12 protein-coding genes are annotated in these 18725 nt (G+C 37.6%); 9 read left to right on the top strand and 3 right to left on the bottom strand.

Features of this window, described 5'->3' with window-relative positions:
* The first annotated feature begins 260 nt into the window (after window positions 1-260).
* The 5 genes from P2W72_RS06635 to P2W72_RS06615 are packed head-to-tail and all read left to right on the top strand — an operon-like array spanning window position 261 to window position 7363.
* A complete protein-coding gene (locus P2W72_RS06635) occupies window positions 261-1136 on the top strand; it encodes a DUF4007 family protein (RefSeq protein WP_276360204.1) in 876 nt (291 codons plus the stop codon).
* Window positions 1129-4371, top strand: coding sequence for a hypothetical protein (locus tag P2W72_RS06630; RefSeq protein WP_276360203.1), 3243 nt, complete (start codon window positions 1129-1131; stop codon window positions 4369-4371). Before P2W72_RS06635 ends, P2W72_RS06630 begins: the two co-directional genes overlap by 8 nt.
* Window positions 4361-5470 (top strand): phosphoadenosine phosphosulfate reductase family protein, encoded by a 1110-nt coding sequence (locus P2W72_RS06625; RefSeq protein ID WP_276360202.1) that lies wholly within the window; start codon window positions 4361-4363, stop codon window positions 5468-5470. The genes P2W72_RS06630 and P2W72_RS06625 overlap by 11 nt, the downstream gene beginning before the upstream one ends.
* Window positions 5433-6521 (top strand): DUF262 domain-containing protein, encoded by a 1089-nt coding sequence (locus P2W72_RS06620; RefSeq protein ID WP_276360201.1) that lies wholly within the window; start codon window positions 5433-5435, stop codon window positions 6519-6521. Before P2W72_RS06625 ends, P2W72_RS06620 begins: the two co-directional genes overlap by 38 nt.
* Window positions 6521-7363, top strand: coding sequence for an SIR2 family protein (locus tag P2W72_RS06615; RefSeq protein WP_276360200.1), 843 nt, complete (start codon window positions 6521-6523; stop codon window positions 7361-7363). Before P2W72_RS06620 ends, P2W72_RS06615 begins: the two co-directional genes overlap by 1 nt.
* Window positions 7364-7854: 491 nt before the next feature.
* Here P2W72_RS06615 and P2W72_RS06610 read toward each other — a convergent pair whose 3' ends face one another.
* Together P2W72_RS06610 and P2W72_RS06605 are read right to left on the bottom strand one after the other, a co-directional pair.
* Window positions 7855-9315, bottom strand: coding sequence for a restriction endonuclease (locus tag P2W72_RS06610; RefSeq protein WP_276360199.1), 1461 nt, complete (start codon window positions 9313-9315; stop codon window positions 7855-7857).
* Between the two features lie 2 nt (window positions 9316-9317).
* A complete protein-coding gene (locus tag P2W72_RS06605) occupies window positions 9318-11771 on the bottom strand; it encodes a hypothetical protein (protein WP_276360197.1) in 2454 nt (817 codons plus the stop codon).
* Window positions 11772-11909: 138 nt separating this feature from the next.
* Between P2W72_RS06605 and P2W72_RS06600 the strand changes: the two genes are divergently transcribed.
* Window positions 11910-12911 (top strand): hypothetical protein, encoded by a 1002-nt coding sequence (locus P2W72_RS06600; RefSeq protein WP_276360196.1) that lies wholly within the window; start codon window positions 11910-11912, stop codon window positions 12909-12911.
* 257 nt (window positions 12912-13168) lie between these two features.
* Here the strand turns inward: P2W72_RS06600 and P2W72_RS06595 are convergent, their stop codons facing one another.
* Complete coding sequence (locus tag P2W72_RS06595) at window positions 13169-13411, bottom strand: helix-turn-helix transcriptional regulator (RefSeq protein ID WP_276360195.1); 243 nt, start codon at window positions 13409-13411, stop codon at window positions 13169-13171.
* Between the two features lie 336 nt (window positions 13412-13747).
* On the opposite strand from P2W72_RS06595, the gene P2W72_RS06590 reads away from it, so the two are divergent.
* The 3 genes from P2W72_RS06590 (at window position 13748) to P2W72_RS06580 (ending at window position 18719) form a co-directional block, all read left to right on the top strand.
* Entirely contained in the window at window positions 13748-14071 is a 324-nt protein-coding gene (locus P2W72_RS06590) for a hypothetical protein (protein WP_276360194.1), read from the top strand.
* Window positions 14072-14206: 135 nt separating this feature from the next.
* Complete coding sequence (locus P2W72_RS06585) at window positions 14207-15511, top strand: TlpA disulfide reductase family protein (RefSeq protein ID WP_276360193.1); 1305 nt, start codon at window positions 14207-14209, stop codon at window positions 15509-15511.
* A gap of 1 nt (window position 15512) precedes the next feature.
* A complete protein-coding gene (locus P2W72_RS06580; protein WP_276360192.1) occupies window positions 15513-18719 on the top strand; it encodes a SusC/RagA family TonB-linked outer membrane protein in 3207 nt (1068 codons plus the stop codon).
* Window positions 18720-18725 lie beyond the last annotated feature (6 nt).

The following is an 18725-nucleotide window of genomic DNA, read 5'->3' as shown; positions in this document are numbered from 1 at the left end:
CCGAAGAGATCAGCTCCAGGGTTTGCAAATACCAATATTCTTGCCTGAATATTGTTTCTTTATTGAAATTGGGAAAGGGAGCTTTTTGCTCCTTTTCATGTTTAACAAAAATAAGTTTTGATTTTATTAAAATGATTTTTAGTTATTCACACAAAAAGTAGTGATTTGCTATTCGAACCGCATGCGACCAGCAGATTTTAATGCTTAAAGGATGTTGAAAACTTTTAAAAAATCAATTTAATTCGTTTTAACTGTTATTTATGAGAATAGGATTTAGCGGACATGAAACTTTCGTTTGCAGGCATTCATGGCTTAAGAAGGGATATGATTTCGTACTGCAAGGGCAATCCTTTTCCCAGGAAGATGCCGTGGTGAGGTTAGGTGTGGGTAAGAATATGGTTACGGCTATAAGATTCTGGCTTAAAGGTTTCAATATCTTGGATACAACATCAGAACAGCCAACCGAATTGGGAACCCGTCTTTTCGGATCATACGATCCATATCTGGAAGATAGTGCATCTCTCTGGCTCTTACATTACTCGATTATCAAAAATGAGAGGGTATTTATCAGCAATTCTTTCTTTAACCAGTTCTTAAAAGAGAAGAATGAATTTACCAGGGAACAGCTAATTTCTTTTTTAAAAAGAAAGACAGAAGAACATGATCAGAAATATTTAAGCGATAAGACTTACGAATCTGATGTGAATGTCTTTTTACGTACCTATCATCGTTCTGATGACGGGAAAGCCGACATCGAAGATGAAACTGCCAACCTGTTAATAGAATTAAACCTGATCAGGCCATTTACAAGACCTGCCTTAACGGAAAAGACAACCCAGTGGTTCCGGGTGATCAGGGAAAGCAGAGATGATCTGCCTTTAGAGATATTTTGTTTCGCTATTTTAGATAATTATGGCTGTCAGATCCAATCTATTGGCTTTAAGGATCTACTGGAAGGCAATAATTCACCGGGAAATATATTCTGCATGACAGAAAGGGGACTTGAAGAGAAATTGAAGGAGTTGGCAGAAGTACGGCCAGATGAATATAATTATAACGAAACGGCCGGTAACCGTGTGTTACAGGTTAAAAGACAAATAGATAAGTGGGAAGTTTTAAACCGGTATTATGCTTAGGAGTTTTTCACCCTCACAGAACATATTGATTAACAGCTTTGATGTTTCTCAATATCTTATTACTCCGAATGTCCAGGAAGTATTTGATGCTATTGTAAATAATTACACTTCCGGCTTGCGATCCATTAATTTAATCGGGGCGTATGGAACCGGTAAATCTTCTTTCCTCAATGCACTCGAATATCATTTAAACGAAGAAAAGCTTTTTGTAGAGGGTACAGACTGGAAGAAATATAAACGGTTTGATATTTTAAAGTTAGTTGGCGGCTATAATTCTATTATTGATAGTGTTAAATTGCTTATAGGCTCAAAAAAGAGCAGACCTCAGGAAATCCTCAACGATCTGGAAAAACTTATCAAAGGAGCAAATTCCAAAGGCAGAGGTGTCATTTTAATGATTGATGAGTTTGGTAAATTTTTAGAATTTGCTTCTGTAAACGGCGCTGAACAGGAAATATACTTTCTACAGCAAATAGCAGAGTTGATTAATAATTCCGACTGTGAAGCGGCCTTTATCACCACGCTTCACCAGGATTTTTCTGCCTATGCTATTAATTTAAACAATACGCAGCGTAATGAATGGAATAAAGTAAAAGGCAGATTCAGAGAATTAACTTTTAATGAGCCTGTTGAGCAACTTCTTTTACTGGCAAGCAAAAGGATAAATGCTACCCTTCCCGATCATCTTGAAAGTTATATCCCGAATTTGCTGGAGGTAATAGCAGTTGCCAAAGCATTTCCTTTAAAGGATTATTTTGATCAGGATATAGCAAAAAAAATATATCCTCTCGATTTACTCTCAGCCAGTATCCTTGTACTAGCCTTACAGCAGTACGGGCAAAATGAACGGTCCCTGTTCACATTTTTGGGTACTAATAATTTTTATGGCCTGGAGGATTTTAAATCTAAAGTCCAACAGCAGAATTTCTACTCGGTAGCGAATGTTTATGACTACCTGAACTACAATCTTTATTCTTTCTTAAACTCAAAGGCCAATATCCATTATAATAAATGGGCAGAAATTAAGAATTCACTGGAAAGAGTAGAGGGGGAAGTTGAGGAAGAAAAACATACGCTGTACCAGACGCTTATAAAAACGATCGGACTTCTGAATATTTTCAGCCATGCAGGGGCAAAGCTTGAAAAGAATTTCCTTAGTCAGTATATAGAGCTTACGAGCAAGAAAACGGGTGTTTTAGAAGCTATTGAAGACCTCCAAAAAAGAAACCTGATAGCTTTTAATAAACATTCCCACAGGTATTTTTATTCTGAGACTACTGTTGTTGATATTGATGACGCCATACAGGAGGCTGGCTTAGAAATAAGCCGGTCTAAAAACATTGTAGGGTTTTTAAACAGTTACTTCCCTTTAGCACCGGTATCAGCTAAGAAGGCATATTTTGATAAGGGTACTCCCCGGGTTTTCGAATATAAAATAACTGATACGCCCTATATTGCTTCTAAACCCGCCGGGCAGGTTGACGGATTTATCAACCTGATCTTTAATGAACAAATTAAGGGTTCTGATATAGGAAAAGCTTCGGCCGCGAACGAACACGCCATTCTATATGCTCATTTTTTAAGGGTTGAAGATATACAGCATGCTATTGAAGAAGTTGAGAAGGCAGAAATAGCGAAGGCTAAATATCCTAATGACAGAATTATTCAGCGGGAATTAAGCTCGATCATCGATATTCAAAAAAACCTGTTAAACCATTTTCTGTATGAAGGCTTTTATGACCCTGATTCTGTGAAATGGTATTACAGGGGAAATGAGAAGATTTTTAGAAATAGTAAACACCTGAATGGTTTTCTCTCGGAAATTGTTGAAGAAATTTATCCTTTAACTCCAATATTTATTAGCGAATTAGCAAACAAATCAAAGTTGTCTGCGGCCATTTCAACGGCAAGAAAAAATTTGTTAGAGTCGATCATTCAGAATGAAAATAAAGAGGGGTTAAATATTGAAAAGTTTCCTCCGGAAAAAAGTATTTACTTATCGTTATTACTTGAAACAGGTATTCATCGAAAAACCGAGAATGGCTGGGTTCTGCAGGAAATAACAGACCCGGCGAATGATCCATGTAATTTTATACCTTTATTTGAAGCTTGTAACCAATTCGTACAAAGCAGCAGAGGGTCTAAACGAAACCTGGAAGAGTTTTATGATCTTTTGGAACATGGAAAATTCAAACTAAAGCGAGGATTTTTAGATTTCTGGATACCGATCTATCTCCTGATTAAAAGCGAAGATTTTGCACTCTACGGTAAAAATGGTTTCATACCGGAACTAGATGCGGAAGTATTGGAGGTTCTGGTGAAAAATCCGGCTCAGTATAACATCAAATCATTTGATACTGACGGAATCAGGGTAAGTTTATTTAATCAATACAGGGAGCTATTATCTCTTAGTGAAGAGAAACAAACCTCTAATAAGGCTTTCATAAAGACAATAGCACCTTTTGTTAAATTCTATAAAGAGCTTAAACCCTATGCTAAAAGTACAAAAAAGCTGAGCAGAAAAACCCTTATGATTAGAAAGGCACTGACTGAAGCTGAAGATCCTGAGAAACTTTTTTTCGAAGACTTTCCGAATGCCCTAGGCTATGACATGGTGCAATTAAATAAGACACCAGAACTTTTGAAATCATTTAGTGCTGATCTTCAAACTGCAATCAGGGAATTACGAAATGCATACGATGAATTATTGAATTATTTTGAATCTGTCATAAATTCAATTTGGAGCCTGCCTTATACTTTTATTCAATATAAGGAACAATTCAGAAAACGTTACGAGCGTTCTTTGAAACAATATCTGCTATTACCGTATCAGAAAACTTTTTATGACAGGCTGTGTTCTCCATTGGAAGACCGGACAGCATGGCTTTCCTCAATAGCCCAGGCAACAATCGGTAAAACATTAGATAATTTGTCAGATCAGGATGTAGACCAATTGCAGGAACGCTTCCTGAACCTGATCCATGAATTAGATAATTTAAATGACATTGCCCTCAGGGAGGTCAATCTGGAGCAGGAGGAAGTATTTAAATTTGAACTATCCTCACCTGGAAGTTCGATCAAACAGAAACTCATACGTTTTCCAAAAGGTCAAACAGAACAGATCCGTTCACTAGAAAATGAGATCACTTTGCTAATTGATGAACGAAATCATTCTGAAAAAATCGCTATATTGGCTAATCTGCTTAAGAAAGAATTAGATAAAGATGCAAAATAAGGAGGTCAGGCATGTATTGGGTATCTCAGGAGGTAAAGACAGTGCCGCTTTAGCCATCTATATGAAAAACCTGTATCCTGAAATGGATATCGAGTTTTATACCTGCGATACAGGAAAGGAACTGGATGAAACATACCAGCTTATCAGGAACCTGGAATCCAAGCTGGGTGTATCCATTCAAAAGCTATATGCTAAAACTGCAGATCATGATAACCCTTTTGATTTCTACCATAATTTGTACGGAGGTTATCTTCCATCTTCCAATGCCCGCTGGTGCACTCAGAAACTGAAAATTGAGCCCTTTGAGAATTATATAGGTAACACCCCGGTAATTTCCTATGTGGGTATTCGTGGTGATGAAGAGCGTGAGGGTTATATATCAACGAAGCCTCATGTCCAATCAATTTTTCCTTTCCGGGAAAATATCTGGAGTGAAGAAGTTATATCAAAGGTTCTTAAAAATGAGAACCAGCATTTGCTGAGAGTATTATATAAAGATCAGTTAACCAATAACCTGTATCAAAGAGCTATAGATATTCTTAAAACACCTTTGTCGCTTTCTTATATCCAATCCCAGAAGCAAAGAGCCTTAATGGGCCTGGGGATAAAAGAATTTAACCATGTAGTATTCCAGTCGTTAAAAGAGTCGTCTTTCCCGATTTCATTAGTAGATAACTTTCCCTTACTTAATAATGAGGAAATTTTAATTAGGGATGATATTTTCAGAATTTTAAAGGAAAGTGGAGTGGGGGTTCCTGCGTATTATGAGGAAATTCCTTATGAGATAAACGGACAGACCGGTAAATACAACCGTAGCCGCTCCGGCTGTTTCTTTTGTTTCTTCCAGCGTAAAATAGAATGGGTGTGGTTGTATGAGCAGAACCCGGCAAAGTTCTTTCTGGCTATGGAATATGAAAAAGATGGTTATACCTGGATGCAGGATGAACGCTTGGAAGAACTAATTAATCCGGATCGTATCAAACAGATAAAAGAAGACTTTTTACTCAAACAACAAACGGCCGTTAAAAACCATCGCTCAAATAAGCTAATAGATATTCTGGATGCTGAAGAAGAAGGTTGTGCGGCTTGTTTTATTTAAGCTCATGAAAATCTCCCCTAAACAAATCACCATTAAAGAAGTCATCAGTTTAAAGAATCAAATTGATCCCAAACCACAATACCAAAGGACTTCTGTTTGGCTCCCTCCAAAGAAAAAATTATTAATCGATAGTATTCTTCGAGGGTATGACTTGCCTAAATTTTACGTCAGTCAAGGCCAGATGTTTAAATATGAAGTTATTGATGGTCAACAAAGAATGCGAGCAATTTGGGAATTTGCAAATCTTGAATATAAACTAGACGACAGTATAATTGAGGGCGTAAATATTAAAGGATATAGCTTTACAGAGATTGTGAAAAACCCTATCTTGAAAGATAAACTCTTAAACTTTCCAATTTCTCTCGCAGTAGTAACTGATTATTCACAAGAGGAAATCAGAACTCTATTCGCAAGATTGCAGATGGGCGAAAAACTAAATTCAGTGGAGTTGCGGCATGCAATAGCGTCCAACATCGGTTTTGCAATAATTGCATTAGCAAACGTACACGAATTTTTCAATGAGAAAGAATGTAAAATAAAAAATGGCAGATACAAACATCAAGATTATTTAGATAATGCTCTTACAGCTTGTCACTACGATTGCATGAGAAATATTAAAGGGGTAGATATGAAGAACCTTTATTTGGAGTTTGCGAACGCAACAATAGTTTCATTTCAAGATTTATTGCAAAAAGCTGATCAGATCTTGACATTAATGAAAGAAATCAATCTTTTTTTTAAGGGTGTTTTTAAGAATAAATGGGCCTTTGTGGACATTTTTTATTTGTTATACAAAAATATCGGAGCATTTAAAGGTTTAAAAGCTCAAGAGTTCGCAAATACTTTAAGGGATTTTGAAACAAAGAGGGTAAAGTACAATAAAACTCCCGAAGTGTTAATAGAGGACAAGTCATCAGATATTTATGATAAGGACCTTTATGATTATATTATTGCGTTTAAAACTGGAGGTTCATTGAAGGAAAACCTCAAAGTCCGAAATCGCGTCTTTCAATCTAAATTTTTCAACGATTCTAATTTTACTCTTCAGTAATGGTATCAAAACTCACGAATCAGCTTATAGAGCATTTCAATAAAGGGGCATTCGGACTTTTTATTGGTGCTGGATTATCGCAAGCTTCAGGATTGCCAAGTTGGAAGGATTTGCTATTGAGCCTTACTTCAAAGTCAAAAGACATAGGTGCAATCAACGATGAGCGAGAAAAGGAACTACTTACATTAATCGACAATCCAGACAAATATCTTCTGGTAGCAGAGGAACTACGTGAGACATTGGCGGGTGGGTTCGAAAAGTACATTAAGGAAATTTTTGACAAAAAGTATATTCCCAGTGAAGCTCTTCTCATGGCTATGGATCTCAACCCAAGATTTATTGTTACTACGAATTATGATCAGTTAATAGAACAAGCTTATATAACTAAGTATTCTGACGTCCCTCCAAAATTTACGTATAAAAATGCGGCAACCATAAATTACAAAATGACCAATTCGGAATTTTTCATTTTAAAGGCTCATGGTAGCGCTGACGATGCTCCTTCGGAGATTATATTAACAGAGAAAGATTATAGAAAGGTCCTTTATAGTGAGATGGGATACCAAAGTGTACTGCAGGCGATGTTTTCAATGAATAACATTCTTTTTCTAGGCGCTTCTCTAAAAGATCCAGAATTACTTTTAGTTTTAAGATTCATTCATCATATATTTCATGGGGGGACTCCAGATCACTATGCATTCATAAACCAGGATGAAATAAGTACAACAGAAAAACAGCGCTGGCGTAAAGATTTTAATATCAATATAATTACCTATGACCCGAAAGATAATCATGCAGAACTTACGAAAATAATTGCTGAATTGGTTGCTTCAAAAAAATGAAATCGATAAGATTTTCTATTTTTTTAATTTGTTTGTCGCGTTTTAGTGTTAATACTTGAATTTTTTCTCACAGTTTTTTGATAGTCTAATTAATGCTATAAATAGGTACATTTCTTATTTCTTAACAATCTTTAGAATCCTTTTTGTTATTGTTGTGGTATTTTTGGGCTGCTTGAAACTTCTTCAGTTTTCCTATCTCCCGAATGAGTAATTTCCATTCTCGACTTTCATTCATAGGCGAACTTTTGAGCTGACTAAAATTAGAGATACTATTCGAGTTAATTAGAGACTAGATAAACTAATTAGACATTATTATAGAAAAAATAGTAAGTTAATACTAGTCACTCGTGCAATTATTGTAGCCGGTAAGAAAGAATACAGTGTATACTTATATGGCAATTAGTGATACTGTAGAACGCAATATCTACAATTAGAAAAAGAGACTAGAAGCTTATAAGCCAAGCTTTAATCCGCATCGAGTTTATGGGCAATCATGAGGTTTCAAAGCTGAGAATGTGGCGGTATTTACGAATTAGGTTTTCGTGTTTTCGAAGTCTTTCCTCGATTTCTGATGAAGTCCACCAGTCTATCCAAAGTTTCCCAGACACCCTTAATTTGTCTAAGTGATCGGAGAGGGACATTTTAGTGTAACTCGATGTGGCTAAGAAATAACCATCATAGTTGCGATGTTCTACAGTATCGCGAATGTCTTGAACGTCAGATTTTCCCACACCACTTTTGTATGCTTTGCATTGGACAATTACATTTAACTTAACGTAGGGATCTTCCCCCGGCTCAACCACACCTTTAGGAATATGCCATTCTGCAACAAGATCTACACCTGCGTCTCGTTCTCGTGTGTGAGCTAACTTTCTAACTCTTGATACGTTTGGCTCGCGCTCTAATAAATCCTTTATTAAATTCTCGAATACCTCATCCTTGACGATGGGTGCCCAAACTAATTTGGAAGGTTGAAAAAGCATGTCAAATTCTGCATTATGACGTTCTCTAACCTTTTCGCGCTCCGTTTTGAATTCATTGAAACCGCACTCGCGATCAATACTCAAGATGTATTTTTCTCCTATCCCTATGATCTTGTTTTCCAGAAATAAAATTGTTGGCTCAATACCCTCTAACGATTTGAAATGCTTAAAAATTTTTCTTTTTGTTTTTAATTCAAAAAAATGACAAAAATTTAAAGACTGAACTAAATCACCATTAATACCTTCTAATTTTTTTTCATCGGAAACAGCTAATGCGCTAATAAATTCGATAATTTCTGCTGATTCTATTACTGAAATCTGGTTTTTGAAATTTCTGTAATAAAACCAAGTCGGCAGCGTACGTTCTATGTAGTTAACCCGCTCATTAAAACCAATGATGGATTTTAACTTTTCAAACTGCTTTACGTTAACACCTTCCCACCGGTAATCAAATGTATATCCTAGGCGCTCTTTGCACTCTTTACAGGGGCAACCATTGTATTCCCTCCATATATACTTTTCGAATGTGAATAGTGAACCGACAAGATCATCTAATCGCTTTCTATCTAAAGTTTTAATGTCAATAAGACTGGGATCAATCTGAATTGGAATTATATAATTGCCGTATATTTCACTATCAGAGTCCGTTGCGGGATTAAGGATACTAACAATCTTGGTAGTACAAATGGACAATCGCTTAAGGTAAATAGCAAAGAATAGGCTGAATGCGTCATGTAAATCGGTACGTTCACCATTGTAGTGCCATGATGACGTACGGCAATAAAAGTCAAAGTAGAATAAATCATTTTTTTCTATCCAAAATCTAATATGAATACCAATAAATGGACTAGTCCATACAGTTATTGAACTCTCGGTTTTGTATTCTACACGCAGATTCCATTTTTGGGCTTGCCGGTCAATGTAATCGATTAAGGTAGTTGCTTCTGGTGATTTTTTACTTTTACCCATTTTTAGTCACCGATCATTTGCAATAGATCATTACTTCCGAAATTCAAAATAAACTCTGAATAAAAACTGGAAAACAGGTCTCTTAAATACGTTTCCAGATCAACTTCCTTATCCTGAGCGTCCTCACCTTGGTGGATAGAATACTTCCTGTTTTTGGTGATCGTGTAAAGGAATAGAGTGTGAAAGTATACGGATGATATATATTTTTTTTCTGCTACCTCCAGTTGCGTTTGATCTTTGTACTTTGATTTAAAGTTCTTCAGAACGTGGCTGTCCATATTAATAATGATTTTATCCAGGTTCCCACCACTAACTTGCGGAGCCATTACCGTTTCATAATCAATTTCGCCATCCAAACCTTCAGAAACTTCATCCCAAATCAGGAATCCTTCTTTAGGCTCTTTGTATACCAATACAAATGGAGGTAAACCAATATTCTGATCATCCTCTTTGTCTTCCTTTTTTATTTCTTCCTTCTTTTGTTCCGGATCTACAATCTTAACCCAAAATAATTCCTCGAAATCTTCCCCTGCACCTGTCAAAGTGACTTTCATTTCTATTTCATCACCAACCTTAACTTCGTTCTTTGTTGTGAGGTTAAGACGTACAGTACCTTCATGCGGACTTGAAGTTGTTATATTAAAAATATCTTCAATTTTTTCTGATTTACCTGCTGCATTACCCCCAGTTGTGTCATTGGTTTTGGATTGCCGGCTTACTAGTCCAATTTTTAATTCCCCAGGCTCATCGATCCGGTCGAAATAGTGATTTTCAACATCGGTTTTAAAGTGAACAATCTTTTCCTGTCCACGAGGTAAATTGATAATTGTTTTATCACTATTTGCAGATGCTTTGATTTTAAGGAACGAGGGAAACCGCTGGGGTCTGAATGCCTCTTTTTCTTCTTTATGGTGTTTCTTTTCAGCCTCTTTCTTTTGAGGTTTATTATCTTTTTGTTCGAGCTTGAAGGTTTGGCTTAGCAGCTTCATTAAAGCGCTGTCCATCGGCAGATTCTTAGAGAAGGATTTGAGCATCTCTTGTGTATCCTTTGAATCTACGGATATGGAATCCTTTCTTCGTTTTTCAATCTCCGCAAGCCGGCCTTTTGCATTACCCAGTTTAGAGGCAATAAATTTTCTCAATTGGGAAGTTTCATCTCCTTCTTTTAACCGATCACGTGAAGCCATGAATAATTCCTTTCGGAAATTATAGTTCATCTGTGTGCAATCAACATGAATAAGTAAATGGTATTTAAGCAGGTTGAACTTTAAGGATCGGGTGATAAATTCAGAAGAGAAATTCCCATGCACTTGTCCGTTTACGGAGAACAGGACAGACATATTATTTTTGAAAAATTCCCTTTGTATAGACTCTTTAGTTTCCTTAATATTTTTGTCGTCTACACGTGTCTTGAATACATAGCAGGTTACTTTAAATTTTCCAAAGGGATCTTCATTGTAATCTTCAGAGAAATAGTCATCAATGTATTTATTATCTTCAATTTCAAGCCTCCGTTTCAAACCATAAAGGTCTCGCTCTAAATTTCTGTCATCAGGGTAGCGATATTTCCGGTCAACGGTTAAAATAGGCAAGGCAGGTTCAAAAAGGAACTCATTAATACTTTGGTTTAAATCTCTTGATATAACAGACCGGCTGCCTGATGGAAGATCGTAAGAATAAAGCTTTATGATTGTACCGGTTTCAAACCAGGTTTCATGCAGGTCTAAGTTAAGTTTATCAATTTTAAATGAAGGTATTTGATCATTGATTTTGAGATACTCATACCAGGTATTTTTCTTTTTAACTTCTTCAGCCTTACTCAGGGGGTGTTCTCTAATCAGTGTAAAACCAAAATCACCTGTTTTATCATATTTCCTGGAAGCTATTAACTGATATCCCTTTTTACCGCAAAATATAATAGCACCACTTCCGCCCATATTATATTTACCCTGCACAAAATGGATCTCATTTTTATTGCCACTTAGGAGTGATAGGAAAGACTTTTTAAAAGCCTCAGGATGTTGCCCTTCCCCATTATCATAGATGGTGATGGATGGGTTCAGCTTAGGGCCATCTGCCAGTATTTGTATGTTCTTGGCCTGGTTTTTTCTATGGCCAGTTAAATCCCAGTTCTTGTAATCCGGAAAGAATTTCTCACGAGCGGCATCCATTGTTCTTGGAGCGGCATCTGATTTCGGGTCAATACCAGCTTCATAACATTTCTTCATCAAGGTGGCATCGATAGAATTGGTGATCTTTTCTATCAATGCGGCAATTGGAGAAGCTTGCTGATTTTCTATTACGCCATAGTTATTTTCATTTCCACCAAGAGGAGCCCAGCTTTCTTGTTTGAAAATATCAGGACTCTCGTTAATAACTGCATCAATTTCGTCCTGGGTATGAGAGTTGAAGAGTTTATAAAATAACTCTTGAGCGGTTAATTGAAATAATGCCATTGAGTGGTTATAGAATATAATTTATTTCTCCAATTACACTAACCAAGGATTTAGATACAATATAGTAATTTTGTGTTAGCAATAGTATAGGCAAAGTCCACCAAGGGTTTACTATATTTATGTAATTAATTATGGCATATGGGAGAAAAAGTTATCATCAGATCCGCCACGGTAGATCGACACGGAGATTACATCCCTTTACAGCATTTGGAGGACTACGTAAACACCGTTAACGGAAATCAGAAACTACGCTATTTAATAAATCATCGTAGAGACCTGCCACCAATAGGATATTTTGATAATGCTGAAATTCAACTACAATCAAATCTTTATCATGTTCTTGTGGAGCCTATTGCTTTCCATAATAAAACTATCGTCAGTTGGAATAATAGTTTAATTATTGAAGATGCCGGACTACCAATCACGTTTATTCAACGTAACGAGATGCTTGATCAAGTAAGAATCAGCGCTGATAAGAATAACTTTAAAAGTTTCGATTCCTTTAATGAGATAGGTGCAAAATTGCAAAGTTTGTATGATGAACCTATAGCTCTTGAGGCCAGTATAAGAAAAAGTTTAATACTTGATCCTCAAATCGTTATTACAATAGGAACATATTATTCTGTAGTTTATCCACTCCTGAAGCCGTTTTTAAAGAAGATAGGGGAAAGATTTGCTGATGATATTGCCGATGATATTTATGAGACAGGCAAGGTGAAGGCAAAGAAATTGGTCAATAGTATTGCCGATTCGGTCGCTGTTCTCCGTAAAGTAATGATACCAGAGAATAAATCATTGATCACAATTTTTGAAATTCCCGGTGTGCCATATATTGAACTTCAAATAAGATCCGATAGCTCAATAGAAATATTAAAGGCGATCTCAAGCTCAAAGCTTTCCAAAATTCATAAGCAAGTATCTGATCTTGAGAAGAATATTGATATTTCCGAGATTTACTTTATATATAACAAAAAAGAAAAGTGGGAATTCACTTATTTGATTACAAAGTCCGGGCAGACTATAGGAACTAAGGAGGCTTTTAACAGAAGAAACAAATTGGTAAAACGTGTTAATTTAAGTCCAACAAAAGCATTTAGTATCGGTGCTGAAGGAGTCAAGTTCCAGAAGTTCCAAAAGTAATAATTCGCTATTTTGCACTCATAAAAAACCAGCACCTTGATTTAAAAGTGCATTAGCGTAGCCGCTAGGAGTAATTCCTTTCGATACACTCCTTTATTCAATAACGCCAATTAGGTTAATCTAAAAAAAAATAACTTATATAAAAGGCAATATTATCAATAAAGCCTTTAAGCAGATTATTAAAACATCAGAATTAAATTCGCTGACTACAAACATTTCAAATACCCCTAATGTTCTGTAGTCCATTTATTAACTACCTATAAAGATTTCTCTGGTAAAAAATCTCTTGGAGATAGGTCAAAGTAATCTGCTAACAAATTTATATGACTTAGGTTATATTTCGCTGGGTGTTTTGTACTCTCAACGTTGGTGATATAAGTTCTACTTGCCCCAATTATATTTCCAATTTCTTCTTGGCTCAACTTCTTCTCATCGCGAAGCTTTCTTACGAAATCAATTACATATTGATCAATTAATGATATTTCTTTCGAGCCTTCCATTTCTTTGACTAATTAATGGAAGAATTGCATTTATTTATGACACACTATTGTGACATAATATTTTTGTTCTTATATTAGATATTAAATAGAATAAAATGAATTTGATATAATTTAATTTAGCGGACTTCATAATAACTAATTGAAGCATTCGCACTTAGAGTCTCGTCTAGGAAACTGGTAATTTCAAAAGGGAACGAGAGGATAAGTGAAATGCTCACGCCATAGGCGTGGGCTCACTTATTTGTTCCCGGGTATACCAGTACCTCTAGGCAATAAGTGGGTTCCACGCCTTATTTTTGGCATCTGCTTAAAGACTCATAGTAATACCAAACAACTATGAGTGCAAAAACTAATAACTCATCCAAAACCCCAGAAACCGCCCTTCGCAGTCTTAAATACTTCTGCGCTGTCTATAGCTTTTGCTCCGGTAATGTACAGCTTAACCGTGCACTCAGCACAATCATCAGCGGTAATTATTCGGGCATGACTTATTCAGAAAAGGCAGAGCTGTTCGATTATTTTATGGCTTTGGAAGATCTGATGCCGGCCTTGTATGAATTGCTGGAGCATTTGGATAAGCCGATAGGGGATGAGGGTACGTACAGGGATAAGGTATCGGCGAAGGACATGTATGCCTCGTTTAAGAGGCATCCGGAGTGATTGCGGCTTTCGCCGCAATGACAGAGGCATTCGCACAATGACACGTTCCTTATCAAGACTGTCATCCCGGCGATCCCGGTGAAAACCGGGACGGGACAGCAAAGTATTTTTTTATAACCACTAATCAATTATTAAATGAAAAAAACGATACAATTCATCGTCCTGGCCGCGCATTGCTTTTTTTTAAGCAGTGCTGCTCAGGCTCAGACCAAGCCCCTGAAGATCGGGGATAAGGTGCCTGACATTACCATTAACAACATTATTAACTATAAAAGCAGCAGTGCAAAGCTTTCAGATTTTAAGGGAAAGCTGCTGATCCTGGATTTCTGGGCAACCTGGTGTGCTCCATGTATAGCTATGATTCCCAGAATGGATAGTTTACAAAGAGCTTTTGAAGGGCAGGTAGTTTTCCTGCCCGTTACCTACCAGGCTGCAAATATAGTAGAACCCTTCCTTGCAAAGCTTCAGCAGAAGAAATCATTCAGCTTACCTGATGTAGTTCAAGATAAGGTGCTGCATGCCATGTTTCCTCATAGAAGCTTACCGCATTTTGTATGGATTAGCCCCGAAGGCAAGGTGATTGCTATAACAAGCTATGATCAGGTAACTGCTGAAAGAATTAAGGGGGTGATAGTAGGGAAAAGCCAGCGCTTAGTAACTAAAGAGGAAATGAAACCGGTGGCGTACGATCCTAAAAGACCCTTATTTATTGAATTAAATGGAGGTAGTGGCTCTTCTCTTAAATACCATCGGCTTATCAGCAATTATACTGAAGGACTATGGCCGGGATATAAGTTTTACAGAGACAGTACAGGTACAAGGATCACGGTTCGTAATGAGTCCTTATTGAGCTTATTTAGTCTTGCTTATGGTGAAGGCAAAAATTTTCTGAATACGAACAAGGTGATTCTTGAGGTAAATGAACCGGCAGCATTTCATAGCGATAAAGAAGGGAATGCATATTTACAATGGATGCGTGAGGGTAATGTATACTGCTATGAACTGATTATTCCTGATGTTGACCCTTCTACTGCTTTTACTGCCATGCGCCAGGATTTGGATCTATACTTTCCCGGCCTTCAGGTAACTGTAGAAAAACGCCTGCTACCAGTTCTTGTATTAGAGGGTAAGGGTGAAAATATTTCAGCTTTGAGAGGAAGAAAGTCTGTGAACGAGATGAGCCGTTCTGGTGCGCTTTTACAGAATGGAAACTGGAACCATTTTATTGGCCGCCTTGATAGTCACTATTTGCAACAAAGCAAACTGCCTCTTCTTGATGCTACGGGTATTACAGGCTTTGTTGATTTGGAGATTCGGGCAGACTTGACAGATCCTGAAAGTATCAACAAAGCAATTGTGCCGTATGGGCTTAGCCTTAAGCCTGCAAATCGAATGATAGAAGTCCTGGTAATCAAAGAAAAAACAAGCAAGAACTTATAATATGAGAAAGTATATTATCATGACCGTCATGCTTTGTATGAGCTTGCATATGCAGGGCCAGCAGTTAATTACCGGGAAGGTAATTTCTGCTGCAGATGGATTTCCACTGGTTGGCGCCAGTATTAAACTGATTCCATCTGCAATTATAGTAAAGACAAATGAATATGGGATGTTTAAGCTAAATGCATCTTCAGAACTGACTGAAATAGAAATTAGCTTTATAGGTTATGAAAAAAAGGTTCTCGGTATTGACGCCTTAAATAGATCAGATCTCATAATCAGTCTTAAAGAAGCCAGCCTTTTTATCCAGGAAGTAACAGTCAGCACCGGGTATCAAAATCTGGTAAAAGAACGGGCCACAGGCTCCTTCGTTCATCTTAATGAAGAGCTGCTCAACCGCAGGGTTAGCTCTGATATTTTAAGCCGTTTGGAAGATGTAGCACCCGGATTAATTTTTAACCGTGGCAGGAGCAGTTCAGGCTCAAATGATATCAGTATCAGGGGGCAAAGCACGCTTTTTGCAAATGCCAAACCACTGGTTGTAATCGATAACTTTCCTTATGACGGAGATATTAACTCCCTGAATCCGAATGATGTTGAAAGTATAACCATTCTGAAGGATGCCGCTGCAGCTTCTATCTGGGGTGCCCGTGCCGGAAACGGCGTTATTGTGATCACAACTAAAAAAGGAAATTTTAACAGAGAGCTTCAATGGTCATTCAACAACAATTTAACTATCGGGGAAAAACCCGATCTGTTCGAAGCGCCAAAGATGAGCGTTAATGATTTTATTGAAACAGAACGTACCTTATTCAGTCGCGGGTTTTATAATGCTTCAGAAACTTCACTGGCCAGACCTGCACTTTCGCCCGTGGTGGAATTACTGATTGCGCGCAGGGATGGTAAAATAGGAGATGCTGAATTAAACACGTCATTAAATACTTTAAAAAGCTATGATGTCAGAAACGAGCTGGATCGCTACTATTTCCAGTCCACTATTAATCAGCAATACGCAGTTAATTTGCAGGGCGGAAGCAATAACCAGTCATTTTACTTTTCTGCAGGACATGATAGGCAAAGAGCGGCACAGGTTGGAAATACTGATGGACGTATAACCGCCAGCCTGAAGCATCAGATGTTATTTTTGAATCAAAAACTGAAATGGGATGCTTCTCTTTATTATGTCAACGGCCTGAACAGATTAAATAATCCGGGCACTTTAATATGGTCTGCAGGACAAGCCATATATCCTTATGCCCGCTTAGCAGACGATCAGGGGAATTCACTGTCTGTAACCAAAGACCTGAGGGAAGAATATCTTCAAAGCGTAGGGGGCACAGGTATTCTGGATTGGCAGTACCGGCCCCTGGATGAATTAAATGCCTTTGATAATAGTACCAGGATGAATGATGTAAGATGGAATTCAGGCCTGCGGTACCAGGTCAGGCCATGGGCAAATGTTTCAGTTCTATACCAATATGGCGAAATCAATCAGTTGCAGAAATATTTGCAAAAAAATCAAAGTTTTGATGCGAGGGATTTAGTAAACCAGTTTACTGAAATTCTTCCTGATGGAACTTTAATCAGAAACATACCAGCCGGTGGGATATTGGATCGAAATGTATACAAGCAAACTGGCCATACCTTGCGAACGCAAATCAGTACAGAGAAGCGGTGGAATGACAGGCATGAACTTAATGCAATAGCTGGATATGAAATGAAAGATCTGAATAATCAAAGTGCTTTATCGCGTACTTATGGTTATAATTCTGATTATGCAACAGGTATTCGGATTGATTATGTAACAAGCTTTAAACGGTTTAACTTACCTACAAGCACAAGGTCAATCCCTTATGTTGATAATGAGACAGACCGTACAGACCGTTTTATAAGCTGGTTTGTAAACGCGGCCTATCTATTTGACAAACGGTACACTTTGTCTGGCAGTGCCCGTATAGATAAGAGTAATTTATTTGGAGTTTCAGCTAATCAGCGGGCCTTACCATTATGGTCAGCCGGACTAAGCTGGAACCTGGAACAGGAAAGTTTTTTCCCTTTTCCGAATTTATTTTCCTCTTTAAGGCTACGTGGTACATACGGCTATAATGGTAATATAGATAAGAGTGTAACAGCATATACTACCGCATTATTTAATAGTGGCAGTAATGGTCTGACTCGATTGCCTTATGCCCAGATTACAAATCCACCAAATCCAGACCTGAGTTGGGAAAAGGTGAAGATCTGGAATGCAGGTCTGGATTTTAGCTTGAAGAATAATAGTTTAACTGGAACTATAGAAGTTTATACTAAAAGAGGTGAGCATTTAATAGGCAGTGTGATTGTTCCCGCAAGTTCAGGGATTACTCAGTTCAGGGGAAACACATCTGCGACCCTGACAAAGGGTCTTGACGCACAGCTCAATGCGAATATATATAACAGCAGAACTTTTAGCATACAGAGTACCTTTTGGGTCAGTCTTGTGAATGAAAAGGTGACAGCTTATGAAGTGTTTGCACCCTTACGTTCTTACCTGCAATCCGGGGATGGAATAACCAGTGGGAATCTTCCTTTTGAAGGGCACCCTCTTTATGCAGTTTACAGTCTGCGCTCAGCAGGGCTTGATCCTGCAAACGGAGATCCAAGGAGTTATTTTAACGGGCAGATAAGCAAAAACTACAATGGAATTATGGCCGGTTTGAAAGCTGATGATATTTTATATCATGGTCCGGCAAGGCCTTCTTTTTTTGGATCATGGCGAAATCAGATAGGCTGGAAACGTTTAACCCTTTCTGCCAATATAAGTTATCGTACCGGATACTATTATCGCCGGAATTCCATTATTTATGGAAATAATATGGGCTTGGGCAGGCACAGTGACTTTGCACAACGATGGCAAAAGCCAGGCGATGAACAGTATACACAAGTCCCTTCGGTGTCTTTAACCACAAACGTTAACCGGGATTTTATTTACCAGTTTTCTGAAACGCTGGTAGAGCGTGGTGATCACATACGTTTGCAGGACCTCCAGATGACCTATTCTTTGCAAAAGAGGCATTTGCCAAAGATGCCTTTCCAGTCAGTTCAGCTATACATTTATGCAAATAATCTGGGACTATTATGGAAAGCAAGCAATGCACCCTATGACCCCGATTACCAGGACGGCACTCTCCCAAAAACTATTGCGGCTGGTTTAAAATTCACCCTTTAAGATCAT

Source organism: Daejeonella sp. H1SJ63, assembly GCF_029360775.1.
GTDB lineage: Bacteria > Bacteroidota > Bacteroidia > Sphingobacteriales > Sphingobacteriaceae > Daejeonella.
Note: the sequence above shows the minus strand (reverse complement) of the source record. Positions and strands in the feature narration are given on the sequence as shown.

What these genes read in the sequence shown, in the direction of transcription:
- P2W72_RS06635 (WP_276360204.1), top strand. Translation starts at nt 261, where the DNA reads ATGAGAATAGGATTTAGCGGACATGAAACTTTCGTTTGCAGGCATTCA.
- P2W72_RS06630 (WP_276360203.1), top strand. Translation starts at nt 1,129, where the DNA reads ATGCTTAGGAGTTTTTCACCCTCACAGAACATATTGATTAACAGCTTT.
- P2W72_RS06625 (WP_276360202.1), top strand. Translation starts at nt 4,361, where the DNA reads ATGCAAAATAAGGAGGTCAGGCATGTATTGGGTATCTCAGGAGGTAAA.
- P2W72_RS06620 (WP_276360201.1), top strand. Translation starts at nt 5,433, where the DNA reads ATGCTGAAGAAGAAGGTTGTGCGGCTTGTTTTATTTAAGCTCATGAAA.
- P2W72_RS06615 (WP_276360200.1), top strand. Translation starts at nt 6,521, where the DNA reads ATGGTATCAAAACTCACGAATCAGCTTATAGAGCATTTCAATAAAGGG.
- P2W72_RS06610 (WP_276360199.1), bottom strand. Translation starts at nt 9,315, where the DNA reads ATGGGTAAAAGTAAAAAATCACCAGAAGCAACTACCTTAATCGATTAC.
- P2W72_RS06605 (WP_276360197.1), bottom strand. Translation starts at nt 11,771, where the DNA reads ATGGCATTATTTCAATTAACCGCTCAAGAGTTATTTTATAAACTCTTC.
- P2W72_RS06600 (WP_276360196.1), top strand. Translation starts at nt 11,910, where the DNA reads ATGGGAGAAAAAGTTATCATCAGATCCGCCACGGTAGATCGACACGGA.
- P2W72_RS06595 (WP_276360195.1), bottom strand. Translation starts at nt 13,411, where the DNA reads ATGGAAGGCTCGAAAGAAATATCATTAATTGATCAATATGTAATTGAT.
- P2W72_RS06590 (WP_276360194.1), top strand. Translation starts at nt 13,748, where the DNA reads ATGAGTGCAAAAACTAATAACTCATCCAAAACCCCAGAAACCGCCCTT.
- P2W72_RS06585 (WP_276360193.1), top strand. Translation starts at nt 14,207, where the DNA reads ATGAAAAAAACGATACAATTCATCGTCCTGGCCGCGCATTGCTTTTTT.
- P2W72_RS06580 (WP_276360192.1), top strand. Translation starts at nt 15,513, where the DNA reads ATGAGAAAGTATATTATCATGACCGTCATGCTTTGTATGAGCTTGCAT.